This is a genomic window from Aquidulcibacter paucihalophilus (genome assembly GCF_002105465.1).
Lineage (GTDB): Bacteria > Pseudomonadota > Alphaproteobacteria > Caulobacterales > Aquidulcibacteraceae > Aquidulcibacter > Aquidulcibacter paucihalophilus.
This window is the reverse complement of the sequence record NZ_NCSQ01000161.1, coordinates 18,878-40,067: the sequence shown is the minus strand read 5'-3', so window position 1 is coordinate 40,067 and position 21,190 is coordinate 18,878. Positions and strand designations below refer to the sequence as shown.

At 56.2% G+C, this 21,190-nt stretch carries 22 protein-coding genes; 9 read left to right on the top strand and 13 right to left on the bottom strand.

Annotation, left to right across the window (positions count from 1 at the left end):
- Nucleotides 1-32 precede the first annotated feature (32 nt).
- Genes B7364_RS12480 through B7364_RS17930 form a run of 5 tightly spaced genes read right to left on the bottom strand, consistent with a single transcriptional unit; the run spans nt 33 to nt 4,595 of the window.
- A complete protein-coding gene (locus tag B7364_RS12480; protein WP_085340371.1) occupies nt 33-1,376 on the bottom strand; it encodes a TolC family protein in 1,344 nt (447 codons plus the stop codon).
- Nucleotides 1,373-2,656, bottom strand: a complete 1,284-nt coding sequence (locus tag B7364_RS12475; protein ID WP_198534236.1) for an efflux RND transporter periplasmic adaptor subunit — start codon at nt 2,654-2,656, stop codon at nt 1,373-1,375. The genes B7364_RS12480 and B7364_RS12475 overlap by 4 nt, the downstream gene beginning before the upstream one ends.
- A 4-nt stretch (nt 2,657-2,660) precedes the next feature.
- Entirely contained in the window at nt 2,661-3,380 is a 720-nt protein-coding gene (locus B7364_RS12470; protein WP_085340369.1) for an ABC transporter ATP-binding protein, read from the bottom strand.
- Between the two features lie 4 nt (nt 3,381-3,384).
- Entirely contained in the window at nt 3,385-3,864 is a 480-nt protein-coding gene (locus B7364_RS12465) for an FtsX-like permease family protein (protein WP_157893682.1), read from the bottom strand.
- Nucleotides 3,822-4,595 carry an ABC transporter permease gene (locus tag B7364_RS17930; protein ID WP_157893681.1) on the bottom strand — a complete coding sequence of 258 codons (774 nt, stop codon included), beginning with the start codon at nt 4,593-4,595 and terminating at the stop codon, nt 3,822-3,824. The genes B7364_RS12465 and B7364_RS17930 overlap by 43 nt, the downstream gene beginning before the upstream one ends.
- Before the next feature lie 144 nt (nt 4,596-4,739).
- Between B7364_RS17930 and B7364_RS12460 the strand changes: the two genes are divergently transcribed.
- Nucleotides 4,740-5,414, top strand: coding sequence for a TetR/AcrR family transcriptional regulator (locus B7364_RS12460; protein WP_085340367.1), 675 nt, complete (start codon nt 4,740-4,742; stop codon nt 5,412-5,414).
- Here the strand turns inward: B7364_RS12460 and B7364_RS12455 are convergent.
- The 5 genes from B7364_RS12455 to B7364_RS12435 all read right to left on the bottom strand — a co-directional run bounded on the left by B7364_RS12455 (nt 5,411) and on the right by B7364_RS12435 (nt 9,770).
- Complete coding sequence (locus B7364_RS12455) at nt 5,411-6,274, bottom strand: S-methyl-5'-thioadenosine phosphorylase (protein ID WP_085340366.1); 864 nt, start codon at nt 6,272-6,274, stop codon at nt 5,411-5,413. The genes B7364_RS12460 and B7364_RS12455 overlap by 4 nt on opposite strands.
- 5 nt (nt 6,275-6,279) lie before the next feature.
- On the bottom strand, nt 6,280-6,960 hold the full coding sequence (locus B7364_RS12450; protein WP_085340365.1) for a hypothetical protein: 681 nt from the start codon (nt 6,958-6,960) through the stop codon (nt 6,280-6,282).
- Nucleotides 6,961-6,962: 2 nt separating this feature from the next.
- On the bottom strand, nt 6,963-8,249 hold the full coding sequence (locus B7364_RS12445; RefSeq protein WP_085340364.1) for a cytochrome P450: 1,287 nt from the start codon (nt 8,247-8,249) through the stop codon (nt 6,963-6,965).
- Between the two features lie 133 nt (nt 8,250-8,382).
- Nucleotides 8,383-9,135 carry a hypothetical protein gene (locus B7364_RS12440; RefSeq protein WP_085340363.1) on the bottom strand — a complete coding sequence of 251 codons (753 nt, stop codon included), beginning with the start codon at nt 9,133-9,135 and terminating at the stop codon, nt 8,383-8,385.
- Between the two features lie 230 nt (nt 9,136-9,365).
- Nucleotides 9,366-9,770 (bottom strand): hypothetical protein, encoded by a 405-nt coding sequence (locus B7364_RS12435; RefSeq protein WP_085340362.1) that lies wholly within the window; start codon nt 9,768-9,770, stop codon nt 9,366-9,368.
- Between the two features lie 91 nt (nt 9,771-9,861).
- Between B7364_RS12435 and B7364_RS12430 the strand changes: the two genes are divergently transcribed.
- Nucleotides 9,862-10,284, top strand: a complete 423-nt coding sequence (locus tag B7364_RS12430; RefSeq protein ID WP_085340361.1) for a DUF1801 domain-containing protein — start codon at nt 9,862-9,864, stop codon at nt 10,282-10,284.
- Here B7364_RS12430 and serS read toward each other — a convergent pair.
- Nucleotides 10,272-11,558, bottom strand: coding sequence for a serine--tRNA ligase (gene serS, locus B7364_RS12425; protein ID WP_085340360.1), 1,287 nt, complete (start codon nt 11,556-11,558; stop codon nt 10,272-10,274). The genes B7364_RS12430 and serS overlap by 13 nt on opposite strands.
- Before the next feature lie 77 nt (nt 11,559-11,635).
- Between serS and B7364_RS12420 the strand changes: the two genes are divergently transcribed.
- Nucleotides 11,636-12,559 (top strand): 50S ribosomal protein L11 methyltransferase, encoded by a 924-nt coding sequence (locus B7364_RS12420; protein ID WP_085340359.1) that lies wholly within the window; start codon nt 11,636-11,638, stop codon nt 12,557-12,559.
- A gap of 2 nt (nt 12,560-12,561) precedes the next feature.
- Here the strand turns inward: B7364_RS12420 and B7364_RS12415 are convergent, their stop codons facing one another.
- Nucleotides 12,562-13,683 (bottom strand): hypothetical protein, encoded by a 1,122-nt coding sequence (locus B7364_RS12415; RefSeq protein ID WP_157893680.1) that lies wholly within the window; start codon nt 13,681-13,683, stop codon nt 12,562-12,564.
- A gap of 160 nt (nt 13,684-13,843) precedes the next feature.
- Between B7364_RS12415 and B7364_RS12410 the strand changes: the two genes are divergently transcribed.
- From B7364_RS12410 to B7364_RS12395, 4 genes are read left to right on the top strand one after another with little or no spacing between them, the layout of a single operon-like run.
- The gene (locus B7364_RS12410; protein ID WP_085340357.1) at nt 13,844-15,655 is read left to right on the top strand and encodes an aminopeptidase P family protein; all 1,812 of its coding nucleotides are present in this window, start codon (nt 13,844-13,846) and stop codon (nt 15,653-15,655) included.
- A 55-nt stretch (nt 15,656-15,710) separates the two neighbouring features.
- Nucleotides 15,711-16,985 (top strand): MFS transporter, encoded by a 1,275-nt coding sequence (locus B7364_RS12405; RefSeq protein WP_085340356.1) that lies wholly within the window; start codon nt 15,711-15,713, stop codon nt 16,983-16,985.
- 42 nt (nt 16,986-17,027) lie between these two features.
- A complete protein-coding gene (locus B7364_RS12400) occupies nt 17,028-17,945 on the top strand; it encodes an SDR family NAD(P)-dependent oxidoreductase (protein WP_085340355.1) in 918 nt (305 codons plus the stop codon).
- Between the two features lie 32 nt (nt 17,946-17,977).
- Nucleotides 17,978-18,757, top strand: coding sequence for an META domain-containing protein (locus B7364_RS12395; RefSeq protein WP_198534235.1), 780 nt, complete (start codon nt 17,978-17,980; stop codon nt 18,755-18,757).
- Here the strand turns inward: B7364_RS12395 and B7364_RS12390 are convergent.
- Nucleotides 18,754-19,665 carry a LysR family transcriptional regulator gene (locus tag B7364_RS12390; protein ID WP_085340353.1) on the bottom strand — a complete coding sequence of 304 codons (912 nt, stop codon included), beginning with the start codon at nt 19,663-19,665 and terminating at the stop codon, nt 18,754-18,756. The two genes, B7364_RS12395 and B7364_RS12390, sit on opposite strands and share 4 nt — an antisense overlap.
- 140 nt (nt 19,666-19,805) lie before the next feature.
- On the opposite strand from B7364_RS12390, the gene B7364_RS12385 reads away from it, so the two are divergent.
- A complete protein-coding gene (locus tag B7364_RS12385) occupies nt 19,806-20,381 on the top strand; it encodes a flavodoxin family protein (RefSeq protein WP_085340352.1) in 576 nt (191 codons plus the stop codon).
- Nucleotides 20,382-20,384: 3 nt separating this feature from the next.
- The gene (locus B7364_RS12380; RefSeq protein WP_085340351.1) at nt 20,385-21,083 is read left to right on the top strand and encodes a pirin family protein; all 699 of its coding nucleotides are present in this window, start codon (nt 20,385-20,387) and stop codon (nt 21,081-21,083) included.
- The last annotated feature ends 107 nt before the right edge of the window (nt 21,084-21,190 follow it).

Here is a 21,190-nt window from a genome sequence, read left to right as displayed (position 1 = left end):
CTCGCGGATACGTGAAGACTTAGCGCCAATCCCTAAAGTCCAAGTGCCAAAGCAAAGGCAAATTGTGCACGGGCTGCCTCTGCCTGAGCGCTCACTTCCGCGCTCTGGGCCTCATAGGCGGCACGCTCTGCCGTAAGCACATCCAAAAAGCCAGACAGGCCCGACGTATAGCGAACACGGGCCAATCGCGCCTGATCGGCCGCAGAGGCAACATTGGCGGCTTGTGCTTGCGCACTGCGCTCACCTTGGCGAACCGCCGAGGCTTGAGTTTCCAGATCGGCCATGGCCTGCAAGACGCTCTGTTGATAGAGCAAGGCCTCGGTCTCAGCTTGTGCGCCCGCGGCTTTTGCCAATCCGCGCAAACGCCCAAAATCAAACAGCGTCATGGCTACATTCCCCGTCACACGATTGGAGGGGATGGACACGCCTTGGCCAAGATCGGTTTCTAGACCGAGGGCAGTAATCGACAGATTTGGCAAGCGGTCACGCAGGGCTGCGCGGGCATCTAGCCCTGCCGCGCGTAAACGCTGTTGCGCGGCGACCAGATCGGGACGCGTGTCGAGCCAGATTTGTGGGGCCACGACAGCTTGCCGAGAATCAAGCTGCGGGATTGGGGCGATTGGTTGCAGTAAACCGACCAGACTGCCGGGCCTGTCACCGATTAAGGCTTCCAGACCAAGGCGGGCAGAAGTTTGGGCTTGCAGAAAGCTGGGTAAGCGCGCGGCAATCGCATCGCGATTACTGGTAGCTTGGGCCACTCCAAGACCTGTCTCCAAGCCGGCTGCTTGGCGCGCTTTAGCAAGGCTAAGGCTATCCTCCGCACTGGCCAAATTGGCCTGTGTAACAGCGACTTGGGCTTGGGCCGCGCGATAGGCGATGTACAATTGGGCCAGATTGGTGCGGGTGGCACTTGCAACCCGTTGCACATCCAAACGCGCGGCCTGTAGGCGGGCTTTACTGGCACCTGCCCGCGCACGACCGGCACCAAACACGTCTAAGGGTATCGCCAGCGTGGCGCTGCCAACCTTCTCCAAGCTTGCTTTGCCGCCATCAATTTCGGTCCTAGTTTGGCTGCCACCGAGGCTAAGAGACGGCAAGAGCCCAGCCCGGGCGACCATCAAGCGCGCCTCTGCCTCTCTCAAGCGGCTTTGGGCAAGGGCAAGGTCTGGTCCCACCTGCACCCGGTAGAATAATTCTTTCAAAACAGCATCTTGACTGGTTACCACATCTGGCAAGCGAGCGGCTTCCTGCCAAGTGGAGGGAAGGCTTGCGCGGGTTTCAGCCTCAATTTGTGCGCTAGTCGCCGTCGCACAGCCTGAAAGCACAAGGCTCAGCGCCATCAAACTGGCTAGAGCCCCAAAACGAGACCGGCTCATTTCGCATCCCCTGTCTTTTTAGGAGCTGCGGCGCGGACAATTGGTTTGGCCGTGACGAAGACATCCATTTGCTGACCGACGAAGGCCTGGATTCCCGAAGGATTAAAGGCATAAATGGCTTCCACAACGCGCGTATCCACCCGCTCTGCCCCGCCATTAAGGTTCTTCTTCGGCATGGCTTGAGGTTCAAACCGCACAAAGGTTAGGGGGATACGTTTGGAAGCATCCCCGCGCAGGCTTGCTTGGGCGGGTGCACCAGCGGCGATACGGGCGGCATCTTCTTCATCAATCTGCACCCGTACATGCATGGGATTAACCGCACCCATGGCCACGAGCGGTTCTGCCAAGGTCCCAGCACTGGCAAACTCCCCCACCCGAATATTCAGACGCAGGACTTGGCCTGCAATCGGGGCACGTACCGTCAATCGATCCAGGTCTGTAGAAACCACTTTGGCTTGGGCTGTGGCTTGGGCTGCCCCGGCTTGCGCGGCCAAAGCTGCTTGTTGGCCTTCGGTGATGGAAGCTTTGGCGCTGGCGCTTGAGGCTTTTGCCGCCGCTAAACGGGCTTGCGCATCGGCCAAGCCGCCACGTGCGGCAGTAAGCCCGCCTTCAGCCTCAAGGACAGCCCCACGGGCTTGATCATAGGCGGCCTTTGCCCGTTCCATCGCGAATTTAGCGCGATCTCTTTCATCGGTTGAGACCGCGCGTGGATCAGAAATCGTGGCAAACAGACCTAAGCGGGCTTGCGCATCGGCAAGGGCAAGGCGGGCCGCTTCGGCTGCGGCCTGTGCATTGGCCACACGCCCTTCGGCCTGCGTAAGGGTTCCACGTGCTGTTGTGACGCCGGCTTCAGCTTGGGAAATGCCTGCTGCGGCATTGGCTGCATTGGCTTGTAAGGACGGAATGCGGCTGGTGCTTGCCGCACTATTGGCGCGCGCCTGCTGGGCGGCTGCCAATTGTGCTTCCAGACTGGCGCCCAAGGCACGCCCATCGAGACGGAACAAGGGTGCACCTGCGGCCACTTGATCGCCGGGCCTTACAAAGACCTCGCGCACAACGCCTGACAATTCAGACCCAACGGCGATGACTTCGCTAGAGGGCTCGATCACACCAAGGGCGGCCACCACCGAGTCTTGATCGGCTGGTGCGGTGGCTGGCGGAGCGGGTGGCGCGGCACCAGCCTTATCGGGTGGCGACAGGGTCAAGACCGCAAAAGCGATCAAGCCGGTCGCACCAATTGGCAGAATGAGACGGCGCAAAAGTTGGGGAGTGACTTTCATCTTCTTAGACCTTTTGGGGGAGGGATTGGGTGAGGCCATCGTCGATCACACGTCCATCTTCCATGCGGATGATGCGATCGGCGAAGGAAAAGATGCGGTCGTCGTGGGTCACGACGAGAACCGCGCGATTGGGGTCATCTGCGGCTTCATCCAGCAAAGCCATCACGGCTTGGCCTGAGGCAGCATCGAGGGCGGCTGTCGGCTCATCACACACCACCAGAGCCGGATTGTGCGACAGTGCACGCGCAATCGCGACACGTTGCTGTTGACCGCCTGACAATTGGCGCGGGTATTTCGCCTTATGCGGGCCGAGCCCCAAATGGTCGAGCATCCGACCAGATTGGGTAAGCGCGTCTTCCCAAGCCACACCATCGGAGATCAGCGGAGTAGCCGCATTTTCAGCCACATTCAGCGTGGGGATGAGATTATATTGCTGGAAGATAAAGCCGATCTTGCGCCGGCGAAACCGCACCAGATCATCATTCTTCAAGCGGTCCAGACGCTCATTCATCACAGTGACCGTGCCGGAAGTCGCCGACAGCGTGCCCGAAAGGATGGACAAAACTGTTGTCTTGCCGCAGCCAGAGGGACCGACCAGCATGGTCATTTTGCCGTAATCAATGCCCAGCGAAATGCCGTGGAGAACGCGGATCACATCATTGCCGCTGGGAAATTCCTTGATGACTTGATCAATGACGGCGGCTTGAGGGGAAATTATCGACATGTGCTTACCCCCTAAACACGATGGCAGGATCGAGCTTTAGAACTTTGCGCACGCTGGCATAGGCAGAGCCCAAGACAATCGCCATCACCAACAGGGCGCTGCCACCAACAATCTCGCCCAAGGCTTTAAAGCCGCGCAGGCTGGGGTCGGCTTGACCGAAATAGAGGAAGGCGGCGGTGCCCCCGATGCCAATGCCATAGCCGATAAAGCCCACCAGCATGGCTTGGCTTAAGACCATGACCAAAATCTGCTGATTGGTGACGCCTATGGCCTTGAGGGCACCGAAGTTCTTGAGGTTCTCGGCCACAAACATAGCCAGCGTCAATGCGGTGATCACCACCGCCACGAGGATGCCTAGGCCGATAGCAGCCCCAAAGGAGATGGGGATGCCGGTATTCTCAATGATGAATTGCGTACCAGCTGCCGCAAATTGCTGCCGTGTCAGCGCTTTGAGGCCTGTAACCTCTGTAATCCGTTTGGCCAAAGCCTCTGGTTCAACACCGGGCTTGGCCGAGACCAGGACGAAGGAGAGCTTGTTGCGCTCTGGCGGGGTAATCGCAATCGCATCAGAGGCGGGGTAATCGCAATCGCATCAGAATATTTCATATACAGGGTTGGCAGGCCGCTGAAATTGGCAAGCGAACTGGTAAGCCCAGTTACCACGACACGATTATCGTTGATTTCGACGACTTCGCCGACGGGGTCGCGTCCATCGGCCCAAATCAGATTGGTCTTGTTGCCATCAAGGATGGCCGCATTGCGCCCGCGGATCGCTGCCATGCTATTGGCTAAATTCTCTTCCGGCAGGCCCACCATGGACTGATTGTCGACACCAACCAAAGTGATCGCGGCAATATTACCCTGCATGGTTTTGACGGTTGCGGCCGACCGCGCATAGGGCACTGCCCACGCCACCCCATCCACCGAGCGAACCCGATAGAGGCTTTGGTCGCTGATCGGCTGGCCCTGGTCAGGCTGTTTCACCCGTGGGTCCATCACCCAGATTTGGGCCTGTCGCACATCAAGAACCGGATTAGCGCCCCACGTCAAAAGACCTACAAAGATCGAAGCCTGCTGGCTCATCAACAACGTGGAAAAGCCAATCCCAAACACCAATCCAAAATATTTCACCGGGTCGCCCATCAGCATTTTGAGCGCAATGCCAATCATGCCCAGAAAGGACTGCGGCCCGGATTGAGAATTAAGTGATGCCATTGGACTGCTTCTAAGTTTTGGTTCGGGTTCGTCAGATTTGCCTTACCCATACCCATCCAAAAAAAACGCTGCCGGGTACTGGCAATTTCTGAACCGAACTGTTAAGTTCAATAAGTACATCGCTAATTAACTGAACGGTTCAGTATGTCAAGAGACTCGGAACAAAAAATTTCTGACGCACAAACACTGGGCCAGACCGCCTCCGCGCGCTTGGGCCGCCCAGTTGACTTGGCCAAGGAAGCGAAAATCCTTGAAGCGGCCAAAAACGCCTTCTTAGAAAGCCCCTATGACCGCATTAGCATGGACGCTTTGGCTGCGCGCGCTGGTGTATCTAAGGTAACCCTATACGCAAAGTATAGGTCAAAGGATCAGTTGTTTGTGACGGCCATGAGCGTGGGTTGCAGTCCGATTTATCAGCAAGCCATGCTGGAAGTTGAGGCAGGTAAGCCCTTGGCCGAAACGCTGGAACGCTTGGGCATCGATTTCATCAAAATGATGCTGAACCCTGAAATCTCAGCCTTGCATGGGGTTATGATGCAGGCCCTCGCCACCCGCCCCGAACTGCCGCGCACATTTTACGAGCGCGTGGTGCATCACTCGACCCTGATTTTGGCAGAAGTCCTGACCATTGCCGACAAGCGCGGTGAGATTGCCTGCGACCAGCCCTATATGGCCGCGGTGCAATTTATCGCCATGGTACAGGGAGAGTTCCGCTATAAGCAGGAATTGGGGGTCACCCACGGCGTCGACGAGGATGAGCTGACGCAGTTTGTAAAATCCTGTGTCCGCGTTTTCTTGCGCGGCTGGGGCAAGATTTAAAGCACGCGTCCTGCAACCGCCGATAATTTCGCTATTAGGGCCGGATCGCGGGCTTCTGGAGCCGTGATCAAGGCAAAGTCCAAGCATGTATCAATCGGTGACGGCGTCCGTTCGACAGATTTGAGGGCGCGCGCCAACTCGGCCACCATCGCTTTGGCCTTGGTTGAATTGGCATGCATGACTTCCAGAATCGCCGAGACCTCTACCGCGGCATGGTCTTCATTCCAGCAATCATAATCGGTCACCATACAGACTGACGCATAGGGAAGCTCTGCCTCGCGGGCGAGTTTGGCTTCGGGCATATTGGTCATGCCGATGACCGAACAACCCCAAGACCGATAAAGATTGCTTTCGGCCAAAGTCGAAAATTGTGGACCTTCCATCACCAGATAGGTCCCGCCCTCGGTCACATCGGCGCCAGAGCGCCGGGCAGCTTGCGCTGCAAGCGCGGCTAAGCGCGGGCAGATGGGGTGGGCTACCGACACATGGGCGACAAGCCCAGTGCCAAAAAAGCTCTTGGGTAGCGCAAAGGTGCGGTCGATAAATTGATCCACCACGACAAAATGCCCGGGTGGAAGCTCTTGCTTCAGCGAACCTACGGCCGAAATGGACAAAACATCGGTCACCCCTGCCCGCTTCAACACGTCGATATTGGCGCGACTATTGAGTTCGGATGGCGAAATGCGATGCCCACGACCATGGCGCGGCAGAAACACCACCCGTTGGCCATCTAGTTCCGCATCAAAAATTTGATCCGATGGCGCACCCCACGGGCTCTCAATGGTCCGCCATTCCCCAGAAAGGCCCGGAATATCATATAATCCCGAGCCACCAATCACACCTAAAACCCAGTCGGACATCTCGTTTAACCTTCTTTGCGCCAGCGTGTGACGTCACGGCGGCAAGCCTCTAAAGTCGCGAGACGACGCTGCATGACCGCATTGGGATTTTTGGCGCTTGCCAGTTCGCGCTGCCCTTGACGGGCAAAGGCATCATAATCGGCACGAAAACGGGGCTCCCCCCGCACGGTCGAGGCAGCCAATACCATGGGCTGCATGGCATCGCTTAAGGCCATGATTTCGCGCGCTACGCCAATTACTTGTTTAGGCGCACCTGGGCGACTGGCCTGAATACGCGTGATCGCCCCCATGAAGTCCGCCGTGCCATAGCATTGCACCAGGCGCGTATAATCCTTGGTCACGTCAAAATTTGGGGCAATCTCGCGCGCGATTTCGGCAGGCGTCAGCGGACCACGTGGCGCGGCAGGGGGCATGGCTATCGCGGGGTTGGCGATATCGGGCACGCTTGCCTCTGATGGGGCCGACGAGGCTGCATTTGGGCTAAGTTCTTGCGGCAACTCAAATTGCTTGGTCTCAAGGGGGGCAATCAACGGCGTTGCCGGTGCCTTGCGGCCGAGATTCACCGTGACTTCGGGCACCGACGCTGCGGGCGCCGCCGTCGGCACTGGATCTTGAGCCTGGGCAAAAGCGCCTTGGCTGGGCCCGGCTGCCAAAGTGAGAATAATCGCAAAAGGTGCAAAACGCATGATCAGTCCATTACATAGCGGATGGGTAGGTTTTTGAACCCCCCAACAAAATTGGCTTCAGAAAGCTTGGGTTCGCCTGCAAATTCGACGGATTTGAGGCGTGGTAGCAATTCTTCCCAGAATTTCCGCATCTCCAGCTTGGCCAAATGTTGGCCTAAGCACAAATGCGCCCCATAGCCAAAGGCTAAATGCCTGTTTGGGGTGCGATCAATCCGAAATGCATAAGGATCTTCGAACACGTCCTCGTCGCGATTGCCAGAGGGATAGGACAGCATCAGCCAGTCGCCTTTTTGGATGGTTTGGCCGCGTAAGTCATAATCCTTTGTCGCCGAGCGCATGAAATGCCGCACAGGCGTGGCCCATCGGATCGATTCATCGACCAAGCCACTGATCCGATCCAAATCATTTTGAACGGCTGCCAATTGGTCTGGATTTTGGATCAAGCCATAGAGGCCCGCGGCGGTTGAGGACGAGGTGGTGTCATGACCCGCCGTGGCGATGATGGTGTAATAGCTCACCGCTTCAAACGCACCGATTGGCTGGCCATCCATCGTGGCATTGGCTATCACAGTGGCAACATCTTCGGTTGGATTTGCCCGGCGCGCCTCGGTGATCTGGTTGAAATACATAAAGAAGTCCATCAGGACGGCCTGAATGTCGGCCAAAGCCTTTTGCTCATCTTCCAGCTCACCGCCCGACCGGTTCATTTCAGGGTCTTGGGCACCAAATAATTCTTGGGTTAGCTTCAGCATGCGCGGCTCGTCCACTTCGGGCACACCCAGAATTTCCATTATCACCCGCAACGGGAAGAAGAGCGCAATATCATTGAGGAAGTCGCACTGGCCGCCCATGCACACCATCTTATCGACATAGACGCGGGCAATCTTGCGGATTTGATCTTCAAGCTTGCGCAAATTCTGCGGCATAAACCAAGCTTGGGTCATGTGACGGAACTTTGGATGATCTGGTGCATCCATCTGCACCAAGGTGCGAATTAAATGGGGTGAGCCGCCTGTTTGTTGCCGTACCTTCTGATCCACAGACTTGGTGGTCAGAGTTGTTGGCATTTCCCCACTTAAGAACACATCATTCTGGCGACTGATTTCAAGAATATCGGCGTGTTTGGACACAAACCAAAAGGGCTCAAAATCCGGCAATTGGGTCTTGGCAAGGGGATAATCGGCACGAATTCTTGCAAAGGTTTCGTCCATCGTGGCTTGGTTGGCATAGGTCTTTGGACTAACCACCGCCCGCGATAACGCATCGGGTAGGATCGGGTCAGCAGGCATGACTTACGCTCCCTCAGCAGCCTTATAAGAACGGGCTTGTTGAAGGGACGTTGTGACGGTCAGGTTGCAGCGGTCAAGGGCATGCAGACAATTTTGATGCGATGGCCACCAATGGGCGATGTCTGTGCGTCGCTTAAGAGGCCGATAGACTGTCCGCAGCCTTGATCCTGACGACGCCTGATTGGGCCTCAAACCGATAATCCTGGTTCAAAAGCCGGCAAGGCTGATCGCTCGTGATCGCACACTCCTTCTCCGTCAGCTTGACGCCATTGAGTTTGTAATCAAAGCGGATCGTGTTGCCCAGAATGCTGCTGACAACCAATTCGGCGGGTTCGCGCTCTATCAGATTACCTGCCGTAAGCTCATACGGGGTTTGCGGCATGGGTGAGAGGCCCTGCAGACGGCCGCCATAGATATTCTTCCCCCGATTGATGTAGTCCGTGATATAGCCTGCATCAAACACCCCATCATTATTGAGGTCGCGGAAACACTGGGAACGGCGCACACCTTGATCGGGCCATAAGGGTGCACAAAAAGCAACGCCATTATCCAGCTTAACTTGGAATAAGATCGTGCCAGCCGGCACCGAACGGGGGTAAGCAGGACGCCGCGCAAGCGTGTCCACCTTCAAGCGCGCAGTTTGGGTGACGCCCACTTCATACCGGCCAATCACATCGCCCGTCTTTAGCACCTCGCCAGCTTGCTTGGTGCTAATCATTTTGGCTTCAAATTCAAAGTCGATCAACGGCATTTGCAACAGCTTACCCGCAGGCGTGCGCTCATTTTGTGTGGCGGTGCGATCGGCATAAGAGGGCCCCGCTACAACTGCTGCCATACCCACGGCCAAAACCAATGTGTGTCCAAATACTTTGGCAACAAAAGACATCAAACAACCCTTTTCCCAGACGCGCCGCCAATTTCGCGACGCCTAATCTGCGGCTTTGAATGGTGAAGGGCCCGCTGTCGTTTCTAGCCAACAGTTTGGGCGACCCCCGCCGCGTTACAAGCGGGACATAGGGATAGTTGCGGCGGATTGCCAATTACAAAGAGGTAAGTTTCTGAAGTTTAACGTTTAGGTAGCATGCGACTTTGACGAGGTAGACCCTCTACTTCGCTTTAGAGACGCAAAAGTGTTGTGATGGGCCACACCGCAATCGCTAACCCGATAATGACTTCAATCGCGACTGATCGCACGACATGACTGTGCTGGATGTTGCTATCCATGCTGTAGGACAAATAGCGGCCAAGCGCGGTAAACCACCAGCCAGCAGCCAAGACGGAACAGGCTGCAACCCCGGCCTCCTCGCCCCAGAAAATCATGAAGGCCAGTGCGGCTAGGTGGAGGCCCAAAAACATGCCGCCAAAGGTGGCACGAAACTCAGCATAGCCCTCTGGCTGACCATTTTCAGGCTGCAAACGGACCAGCCTGCTGGCCCACATTGGATCAAGCATGCCTTTAACGCCTAGACCGGCCCCAAAGGCAAGCGTTCCAGCCGAAATATAAAAGACAATATCATACATAGGCATAGCCTCGAAAGGAACGTGATGGTCTGTGGTCAATTTCCTATATATTTGTTAATCGTAAAATTTCTTCCAACAGGAGTGCATAAGGTTGGCCAGCGCGAACAAAACCAAGCCCGAACCCAAAAGTGTGGCGGCTTTTCTTGCAGAACTCGACGCACCAAATCGGGCAAATGAAGGCGAAGCCTTAATCGATCTGTTCGCGCGGGTAACTGGGCAACCGCCTGTTATGTGGGGCCCATCCATCATTGGTTTTGGATCGTACCATTATCGGTATGAAAGCGGTCATGAAGGCAATGCCCCGCGCGTGGCCTTCTCCCCGCGCAAAGCCAAGCTTGTCTGCTACCTCAAACTTGAATCGGCTGGCGCAGGCCCGCTACTCGCGCGGCTGGGCAAACACAGCACCGGTAAGGGCTGCCTCTATATCAACAAGTTAAGCGATATTGATCTTGGCGTCCTAGAAGAATTGGTGACCGACAGCTATCAGGAAATGGCTACAGCCTATCCCACGTGAGTAAGCCCGCCCATATAGGGCACCAGCACATCGGGTACACGAATGGTGCCATCTTCTTGCTGGTAATTCTCCAAGACCGCCACCAAGGCCCGTCCAATGGCCAGACCTGACCCATTCAGCGTGTGGACAAAGCGTGTCGCCTTCTCGCCCTTCGCGCGGGTGCGGGCATCCATGCGGCGGGCTTGAAAATCACCACAATTGGAACAGGACGAAATCTCGCGATACGCCCCGGTGCCGTCATTTTGACCGGGCAGCCACACTTCTAAGTCGTAGGTGCGCTGGGCCGAAAACCCCATGTCGCCCGAACATAACAGCATCCGACGATAAGGCAGCTTGAGAGCCTCCAAAATACCTTCGGCACATGTGGTCATCCGCTCATGCTCGGCGGCAGAGGTTTCTGGCGTGGTGATGGAGACCAATTCGACTTTCCAGAACTGATGCTGGCGGATCATGCCACGTGTGTCGCGACCAGCACTGCCCGCTTCAGACCTAAAGCAGGGGGATAGAGCCGTCATGCGGATGGGTAAGCGCTCTTCCTCAAGGATTTGTTCGCGGACTAAATTGGTCAACGAAACTTCCGAAGTAGGGATCAGATAGCGCCCATCGGTAGTCTTGAACAAATCTTCTTCAAATTTGGGAAGTTGGCCGGTTCCAAACAAGGCATGGTCGCGCACCAAAACCGGGGCATTGGTCTCTTGATAGCCATTGTGTTGGGTGTGGTGGTCCAGCATGAATTGGCCCAAAGCGCGCTCAAGACGGGCCACTTGCCCACTCAAGACCACAAAGCGCGACCCTGAAATGCGCGCCGCGCCCTCAAAATCCATGCCGCCCAGCGCTTCGCCGATCGCAACATGGTCCTTTGGAACAAAAGAAAATTGCGGTGGGCTGCCCCAATGCTTGACCACCACATTGCCCGTCTCATCCTCGCCCTCGGGAACCCCAAGGTCAGGCAGGTTAGGCAGAGCTTGGATAATGGCATCGAGTTCTGCTTGCGCGACAGCTTCGATTTGACTGAATTGTTCAATCGTGGCCTTCGCTTCGGCAACTTCGGCCATCAAACGGGCAGCTTCGGCCTCATTCTTCTGCGCTTTGGCCGCACCAATGGCTTTGGAGGCCGAATTACGTACCGCTTCTGCTTCCATACGCTGGGTCATGGCGGTTCGCAGTCGGCTATCAATGTCCAAAATCGCAGGGGTTTGCGGCGACAAGCCACGCAGCGCCCAGCTGGCGTCATAATGGGCGGGATTATCGCGGAGGGCTTTTAAGTCATGCATGGTTTGGCTCTAAGTTGCTGTGCGCTCCTGATAGCGCGCGTTGGACGCGCCTGAAAGAGCACGCGCGCAGACGGAGGATGAGACTGCCCGATCACCTCGACAAAAACGCTTATGGCCTCTATCTCGCGGGCATGTATCTGATCCTCGCCACTGGTCCGCGCGCCGCCATTGAAGGCGCTTCAAAACTCCTCGACGCTCTGGGTGGCTTTGGTGCCGTCGGCTGGTGGGAGTTAGAGCGTCGCCAGTTCAAGCTGGAAGCCTATGCCTACACGCTAGAAGGTGCCCAAGCAGGTGTGGGGGCCATCGCAATTGCTGAACCAGACTTAGACGCCCGCATTGCCCCGCTTGAAGATGCCGATTGGGTCAAAATGTCGCTCGAAGGCCTGCCACCCGTGCCAGCGGGCCGCTTTATGGTGGTTGGCAGTCATGATGTCGGTAAAGCGAAGAACGGCACGGTTGAAATCATCATTGATGCGGGCGAAGCCTTTGGGACCGGTCATCACGGAACCACCTCCGGCTGCCTCCTTGCGCTGGACCGACTGTTGACGCGCGGCAAGCGCCCGCAACGCGTTTTAGACGTCGGCACAGGCTCTGCCATCCTGGCCATTGGTGCAGCCAAAACAGGTAGCCAGGTTGTGGTCGGGACCGAGATCGACCCCCGCGCCAATTATATTGCTGGCCTCAATGCCAAATTAAACCGCGTCGGCCCCACAGTTCGCACCTATGTGGCTAATGGCGTTCGTCGCGCCTTGATCCGTTCGCAAGGCCCGTTTGATTTGGTGTTTGCCAATATTTTGATGAAGCCATTGGTGCGCTTGTCGCCAGACTTGGCCAGCATCGTCAAACCCGGTGGCCGCATCGTTTTATCGGGCCTGTTGACCCATCAAGAGCCCGCCATTCGCCGGGCGTATGGGCAGCGAGGTTTGGTATTGGAACATCGGTATCGCAAGGAAAATTGGTCGACCTTGACCTATCGTCGGCCCGTACGCGCCATCTCATGACCTCAAGCGCGGCGCGTTAAATCGTCATACGAGGTTTCGGTCAGGCTGGTCAGGAATTCATTCAACATCTCTTGGAATTCCCACGCTTGCATATGCAGACGGTTTGGATTGGGGAAACGATAATCCCAGAAGCTGGTGATATGGCTCATCACCCCCATGCTATGGCCCAATTCAATGAAGAGGCGGGGTGCTTCCAGCAAGAACTTACGGAAAGCTGCCGCATTTCCGTGCACTACCAGATCATTAAAGGCGTCATCATAGAGGCCCAAGATCGCAACGCAGCCCCGTGCCGCCTTTTGGATCGCCTTTTTCAGAGCAATGCGTTGGCTTGCGATCGAATTGTCCAACACTTTGTCCATGGCACCTTCAAGGGTTACGCGGTCTAGCGCCACCGAAAGGCTTTTCAACTTATTCATGCTGCCGTTGAATTGCCACTTGAAGTACAAAAAGCCTTTCCAGCTGAATATGCTATCTTCAAATTGCTGACCATCGAGACCCAAGGTGATGCGCAATGGGTCCAAGCGGGACTCGGTGTCCTTGGTCAGGATCGCATCCACCATACGTTTGATACTTTGGCCCATTTGGTTGTTGGAACCGCCAAAGGCCAAGGTAATTAATTGGCGAATTTGTTCGCCTGCGAAAGTACGCATCCGCTCAATGTCGGCGTTTGACATCGCGAAATAGCAATCGGCGGGTGCAAAATCATGTCGCGTCAGCGTCTCTTTCAATAGGAACGGATCAAGGGATGGTAATTTCGATAACAGGCTCAAGAGCCTGAAGTCTTCGTCCATATTGCGCTGTTCGCCACCCAGCATTTCAATCAACGTAGCCTGATAGCCCGCTTGCCCAATCAGAATCGACTGACCGCCTGCTCGCAGGGTCCTTTTGTCGAACGGAAAAATGATTTTGGTCGCCACAGGGCTGGAGCGCGGCATCAAATAGGTTTCATCCGAGCGAAGTCGGTGTTTGACATAAATGGCGCGGTTTAACGTGGGATCTTGAAAGAAGGGACGACGTGCATAGTCATCCTCTTCCTTGTTCTGCTCGAACACTTGGAACAGATTAAGCACGCGACTGGTCGAGGCTGTCCGGTATAAGGCTTCAAGACTTCTGAGACCACGCATGTTTTCGAGCTACCTCCCAGCCTTTGCGTGTTTTTGTTTGCCAGAACTTGGTTCAGCCAAAGACTAGATAGGGGTTTGTAACTCTACGGATGCAAACAAATTGTGAATCCGTCAGTAACATTATCTTGCGCGAGATCGACCATAGCTATAGGTTCGAGGCATGTTTCAAACCTATGATGTGCGCGGTGGCGCTGACCAAGGCCGCAAGGCCCTTCCCCTGATCCGAGCTCAGTTGGAGCACTTAGGCCTCGATGGCCTGTTTGTTCCTCATGAGGATGAATGGCAGAATGAGTATCTGCCCGATTGCGCTGAGCGCTTGGCTTGGGCCACAGGTTTTACAGGCTCCGCAGGTGCGGCCATCATTTTGCGGGACAAGGCTTATTTGTTCTCGGATGGCCGCTATACCCAGCAGGCGCTCAGCCAAACCGCACCGGAATTGTTCGAGCAACGCGACCTGGTCGATCAAGGCCCGGCCGTCTGGCTCAAAGCCGAAGCACCCGCTGGTGCGAAGATTGGGTATGACCCCCGCCTTGTACCCCCGGATGCATTGGCGCGCCTCAAAGAATCGGCGGCCCAAGCAGGTGTTGAATTGGTCGCTGTGGGTGCCAACCCAATTGACCAAGCGTGGCAAGACCGCCCGGCAGAGCCAAGCGCTGAAATCGTCCCCCATCCTGAAACCTTCTCAGGCGAAAGCAGCGCTTCCAAACGCTCGCGCATTGGAGAAAAACTATCAGGCGATGGGATTGAGGCCAGCATTCTGACCGCGCCTGCCGCTTTGGCGTGGCTGTTTAATATTCGTGGCAAAGACGTCACCCGCACGCCTTTGGCTTTGGGCAGTGCAATCCTCAATAAAGATGGCACCGCGCAATTATTTGTGAAACCTGAGAAGGTGACACCGGAACTGCGCGGCTTCTTGGGCAATGAAGTGTCGATCAGTGCCGAAGCTGATTTCGTCGAGGCGCTCAAACAAACCGGCGGCAAGCGGGTTTTAGTCGACCCAAGCCTTTCCTCTGCTCATGTGTTTGATGTGCTGCATGCAGCCGGCGCGCAGGTTGTTCGTGGGCAAGACCCGACGATCCTGCCACGATCCCTCAAAAATGCGGTGGAGATTGCAGGCTCTAAACGGGCCCATGCACGCGACGGGGTTGCATTGGCCAATTTCCTGCATTGGTTCGATCAAGAAGCACCGAAGGGCGAGCTGACAGAAATCGATGTTTGTAAGGCCATTGAAGGGTTCCGCATCGCGACAGGCGCTTTGCAGGATTTATCCTTTGACTCCATCTCGGGCGCGGGTCCGAACGGGGCTTTCCCCCATTATCGGGTCACGGTGGAAAGCAACCGGAAAATCGATCAGAATAATTTGTTCCTGCTCGATTCAGGCGGCCAATATCTTGACGGCACGACCGATGTAACCCGGACGGTCGCAGTGGGCACGCCAAGTGACGAAATGAAGGACCGTTTCACCCGCGTGTTGAAGGGCCATATTGCTTTGTCGCGCGTGCGCTTTCCAAAAGGCACAACCGGCTCAGCGCTTGATGCTTTGGCGCGCATGAGCCTGTGGGAGGGCGGCTTTGATTATGACCATGGCACAGGCCATGGCGTCGGCTCCTATCTCGGCGTGCATGAAGGCCCCCATCGTATCGCGAAAGTACCCAATCATGTGGCGCTAGAGCCTGGCATGATCGTTTCAAACGAGCCAGGATTCTATAAGATTGATGGCTACGGAATCCGCACCGAAAACCTGCAATATGTGACGCCTGCCACCCCGATTGAGGGCGGCGAGCGGCCTATGTTGGGCTTTGAGACGCTTACTCTGGCCCCTATTGATCGCCGTTTGATTGTGGTGACGATGTTGACCGACGCAGAGCGCGTTTGGCTGAACACCTATCACGCCAAAGTTCTGGCTGAAATTGGGCCGCGCGTTGAATCCGATGTGCGGGCGTGGCTGGAAGCGGCAACTGCACCGCTTTAGGCCTGATCGTCTTTAGTCCATTGACCTCGAAGGTCGGCTGACCCATCACAGACGGGTGAGCCGCTCTTTAGCCCCTTTCCGACATACTTCATTTGCCCGCTATTGGTGCGCCCGTGTGTTTTGGACCTTGGGCACGCAGATTCAAATCACGGCCATGGGCTGGCAAGTCTATGATATTGCGCGCGCGCGGGGCGATACGATTGAAGAAGGCGCATTTCTTCTGGGCCTGATTGGCCTATCACAATTTGTGCCCCTTCTGATCCTGTCCTTATTTGGTGGTCAAGCTGCTGACCGATTTGACCGTCGCCTGATCATCCTCGGCTGTATCGCGCTGAAGGTGGCCATTGCAGGTGCTTTGGTTGCCGCATCCGGCTTTGCACCCAATGCTTTGATTGCCGCTATTTTTGCGGTTGCCATGGTGACAGGGATGCTGAACGCCTTTTTGCCCGCAGCCAGTTCCGCCATGGTCTCCAATTTGGTCCCGCGCGAGGAATTGCCCCAAGCCATCGCGCTTATGTCCTTAAGCTTTCAGGGCGGATCAATCCTTGGCCCTGCAATAGGCGGCCTTCTGTTCCATTTCGGGGCCCATGTGCCCTATAGCGCGGCGTTGGGCCTGTTTATCTGCGGCTGGATTTTGGCGTTTTGGACCAAAGCGCCACCGCAAGAAAAAGTGGAAAGCGGGCGTACCTTTGCCATGATCAAGGAAGGCCTCATCTACGTGCGTGACAATAAGATTGTGCTGGGTGCGCTTAGCCTTGATCTGGCTGTCGTGCTCTTGGCTGGCGCGACGGCGCTTTTGCCTGTTTTTGCCCGCGACATCCTCCATGCGGGGCCCACGGCACTGGGTGCTTTACGGTCAGCCGGGGCAATTGGGGCAGGCTTGGTCTCGATCTTTTTGGCAATCAAGCCGATTGAGCGCCATGTCGGGCGCTGGATGTTTGGCGCGGTCTTTGTGTTTGGCTTGGCGACTTTGGGCTTTGGCCTATCGACCACCTTATGGATTTCGGTGGCCTGCTTGGCGCTTGCAGGCGCGGCTGACATGATTTCAGTCTATGTACGCTCCTCGTTGGTCCAATTGGCCACGCCTGATGCCATGCGCGGCCGAGTGTCTGCGATCAGCTTTGTGTTCATCTCTGCATCGAATGAAATGGGCGAGTTTCAATCCGGTGTTGCCGCCCGCCTGCTCGGCCCGGTTACTGCCGTCGTCGCGGGCGGCATTGGCGCCGTCTTGATCGCTGGGGCGTGGATGCGCCTCTTTAAGCCCTTAGCCGAGGCCGACCGCTTTGAAGATGCCGCGCCAGAAAAACAGGGCTCGACCAAGGCGTCTTGATCAGGCTAATCTCAAACAAACACATAATTAGGGAGCACGACCATGGGCGTTTTGGATGGTAAAGTCATTCTGATTACGGGCGGGGGCAATGGCATTGGCCGCGAATGTGCGCTGCAAGCCGCCGCCGCTGGGGCCAAAGTTGTTGTCAATGATTTGGGTGGCTCCGTAACAGGGGGCGATGAAGGCTCGGTTGGCCCCGCCCAAGCCGTAGCCGACGAAATCAAGGCTGCAGGCGGCGAGGCGGTTGCCAATTCTGATTCCGTGACCGATTTTGCCGCCGTCAAAGGCATGATCGAACAAGCCAAGGATGAGTTTGGTGGCTTGCATGCCATCATCAACCCCGCTGGCATCTTGCGCGATGGCATGTTTCACAAAATGTCCGAAGCTGATTGGGACGCGGTGATCGATGTGCATTTGCGCGGCGCGTACAATGTCACCCGCGCCAGTGTGGAATTGTTCCGCGAGCAGCAGGACGGGGCCTATGTCCTATTTACCTCTACCTCTGGCATTATCGGCAATATCGGCCAAGCCAATTATGCGGCCGCCAAAATGGGTGTAGCGGGCCTGTCCCGCATCATCGCAATGGAAGGGGCGCTTAAAAATGTGCGCTCTAATGTGATTGCGCCATTTGCCTGGACCCGCATGATCGCGACCATCCCCGTCAAGGATGAGGCCAGCGCCCAACGGGTGGAGCGGATCCGCACGCGGATGCGCGCCGATCAGGTTGCCACCTTTGCAGTCAGCCTGTGTTCAGCTGCCGCCAGCCATGTAACGGGTCAAATATTCGGCGTACGCGGCAATGAAGTGGTCGTCTTTGACCAACCACGGCCTGTTCGCTCGGTATCGAGGATTGACGGATGGACACCAGAAACACTGATCGAACATGGACTGCCCGCTTTGAAAGGTGGCTTCATGGGGTTGGAAGCCACCGCCGGGGTCTTCACCTGGGACCCCGTCTAAGCACGACGAGCCTTGCGTTCGCGCTGTGCGGGTTGGCGGCGTTCGCCGCCAGCCCCGCGCTAAGCCATGGCAGCCATACCCACACCAAAGCAGCACCCAAGCCGGTTTTGGTGCTGGAGGGAGAGTTTGTTGCGACAGAGTTGAGAGGTCGCCCCCTCAACCGCGCCGCACAAGCGCCCAAAGCGACTTTGATCTTTCTGCCGCAAGATGGCGTCAGCGGCTCGACCGGCTGTAATCGCTTCAGCGGCAAGTTGGTACGCGGGGGTGAAGACAGCACGCGGTTTGGCCCGCTGGCTGTGACCAAAATGGCCTGTATGGGCCCTGCGGGCGCGCTGGAGCGCGACGTGCTTGCAGCCTTACGCGCGACCCATCAAATCCGGAAATTTGGCGGCGAAGTTCGCCTCTTGTCAGCCAAGGGCCGCGTGCTAGCGCGACTACAAACTGTGAGCGCGCGCGTTGAAACCGGTCCAAGCCTTTATGGCAAATCATGGACCTTAGTTCGATTGAATGGTCAGGCGCTCGACCCGCAAAGCCTGAGGCCACAAGTCAGATTTGACGGCAATCGCATCAGCGGCACAACCGGGTGCAACCAGTTTTCTGGAACCTATGAGCGGGCTCTGGGTAAGTCGCGTTTCTTCAGATTGATGCAGACAGAGCGTGCGTGTCTGGCCGCAGTGGGCGACCCTATGGCCGTTGAAGCCGCTTTTGGCGCGGCTCTCAGCAAAGTCGATCAAATCAGTTTGACGGCCAACCAATTGACCCTCAAGTCCAGTACATCGCCTGATATATTGGTTTTTGAAGCGGGCGATTAAAGATGCCACGGTGGGGTGCGCCCACCAAACTTCTTGATCATGAAGTCAGAAAAAACCTCCAAGCGCTTCGGTTTGCCTCGACCGGGCGGGCTTAAGAGGTGGAGTGTCAATTCAGGCGACCGCCAGTCTTCCAGCGCCCGCTCTAGCCGACCTGCACGCAGATCTTCGCACACCAGAAAGTCGGGCAAATAGGCTACACCTAGCCCCTCGCGCAGGGCCGGCATTTCAATCTCACCGCCATTGATGGTGATGGGGCCTTGGACCCGGACCCGTAAATCTTGGCCCTCGGCGTCGACATAGCGCCACAGCGAGTGATTGGGCGTGTTGGTGTAGCGAAAACAGCAATGCATGGCGAGGTCTTCGGGCCTGCGCGGCTTGCCCCGCTCCTGCCAATAGGCCGGTGCTGCAACCGTCAACAGGCGCACGGGGGCGAGTTTGCGCGCCGAGAGACTGGAATCGGGCATTGTGCCGATACGGATCGCCACATCGAAATTATCCGCAACCATATCCACCGTGCGCTCATCGACCGCGAATTCGAGGCTGATTTCGGGATAAGCACGGATAAATTCTGGCAAAAGGTCTGCCAGCCACAAGCGGGCAAAGGCTTGGGGGGCGGCGATTTTCAAATTACCGCGCGGCACCTCACGGATCTCGCGGGCTTCATCTGCCAAGGCGGCAGCTTCTTCCATGATGCGTTGCGCCCGGGCATAGGCGCGCTGGCCCGCATCCGTCAGCGAGAAAAGCCGCGTTGTGCGGGCGAACAGAAGAACACCCAGCTTTTGCTCCAGCTCTGCGATCTGCTTGGACACGGTTGCCTTCGACAAATTCAAATCGCGAGCCGCGGCCGTGACGCTGGCGCGTTCAGCTACTTTGGCGAAAGTCGTCAAAAGATCGAGATCAAGGCTCATGCGTGGCACCCTGCACTGATTAAAACTTCGAAACAATTGGTTTCGTTTTTCCCCAGTATTCGAACAATCAACTTTCGTCCATAAGGCGTTTCAACATCTGTCGCTTTTCTGGTGACAGCTATAAAGAAAGGTCTCCTCCCATGACGAAAATCGCAATCATCTATCATTCGGGTTACGGCCATACGGCTGTCGTGGCAGAACAGGTCGCCAAAGGTGTAACCGAGGCCAAGGGCGAAGCTGTGCTGTTGAAGATCGAATCGGCTGCTCAGGATTTCAGCGCGATTTTGGATGAAGCCAGTCAAGCTGATGCCATCATCTTTGGTGCCCCCACCTATATGGGCGATATCTCGGCACCTTTGAAAGCCTTTTTTGAGGCCAGTTCAAAAGTCTGGTTCACCTTAGGCTGGAAAGACAAAGTCGCCGGGGGCTTCACCAATTCCTTGAGCTTTGCTGGAGATAAGGGCCATGCCCTCAATTCCATCCTGACTTTGGCCATGCAGCATGGCATGATCTGGGTGGGCACAGGTCTCGCGCCTGGCGCACATAGCAACAGCGATGCGGCCCCTGACGTCGTCAATCGTTTGGGCTATTCTATTGGGGTTGCCACCCAGTCAGACAATGCGGCACCTGAAATCACCCCGCCAGCTGGCGACCGTGAGTTTGCCCGCCTCTATGGCGCGCGCATCGCAGAAATTACGCAGAAAATGAAAGGTTAAGCCATGATTGAAAAACGCGAATTCAACAGTCTGGGCCGCTTTAAAAACAGCTGGCTCAATGCCCGCCACCACTTCTCCTTCGGCCATTATCACGACCCAAAGCGCACCCAATGGGGTACGATCCGGGTGTGGAATGATGACGAAATTGCCCCAGGTACTGGCTTTGATCCCCATGGCCATGCCGATATGGAAATCATCACCTATGTTCGCGAAGGGGCCATCACGCACAAGGATAGTTTGGGCAATGTCGGCCGGACTGAAGCAGGCGACGTTCAAGTTATGAGCGCCGGCACCGGTATCACCCATGCTGAATACAACATGGAAGATAAGACCACGACACTCTATCAAATCTGGATTTTGCCAGAAAGTGCGGGTGTGGCTCCGTCGTGGGGGGCGGCGAAATTCCCCAAGGATGATCGCTCCGGTCAGTTTGTGACGTTGGCATCAGGCTATTCCGAAGATGAAGGGGCTTTGCCAATCCGGCAAAAAGCCCGTATCTTGGGGGCGACCCTAAAAGCTGGCGAAACCGTTACTTATGATCTGTCCGCTGGCCGTCATGCCTATTTAGCTGCAGCCAAAGGCGTGGTCGAACTCAATGGCATCGACCTTTATGAGCGCGATGCTGCTGCCATTAAGGATGAGCCTAAATTGACCATCAAAGCAGTGGTAGACGCCGAACTGGTATTGGTCGACGCGCCTTAACGCGACATTGAGGCTAACTTGAGAAGCTGGCCGTTCTTCGAAAGCAGGACGGCCAGTATGTTGTTTAATAAGCCTCCCTCCCCTTCCCGTCCGCGTCGCAGCGCGGG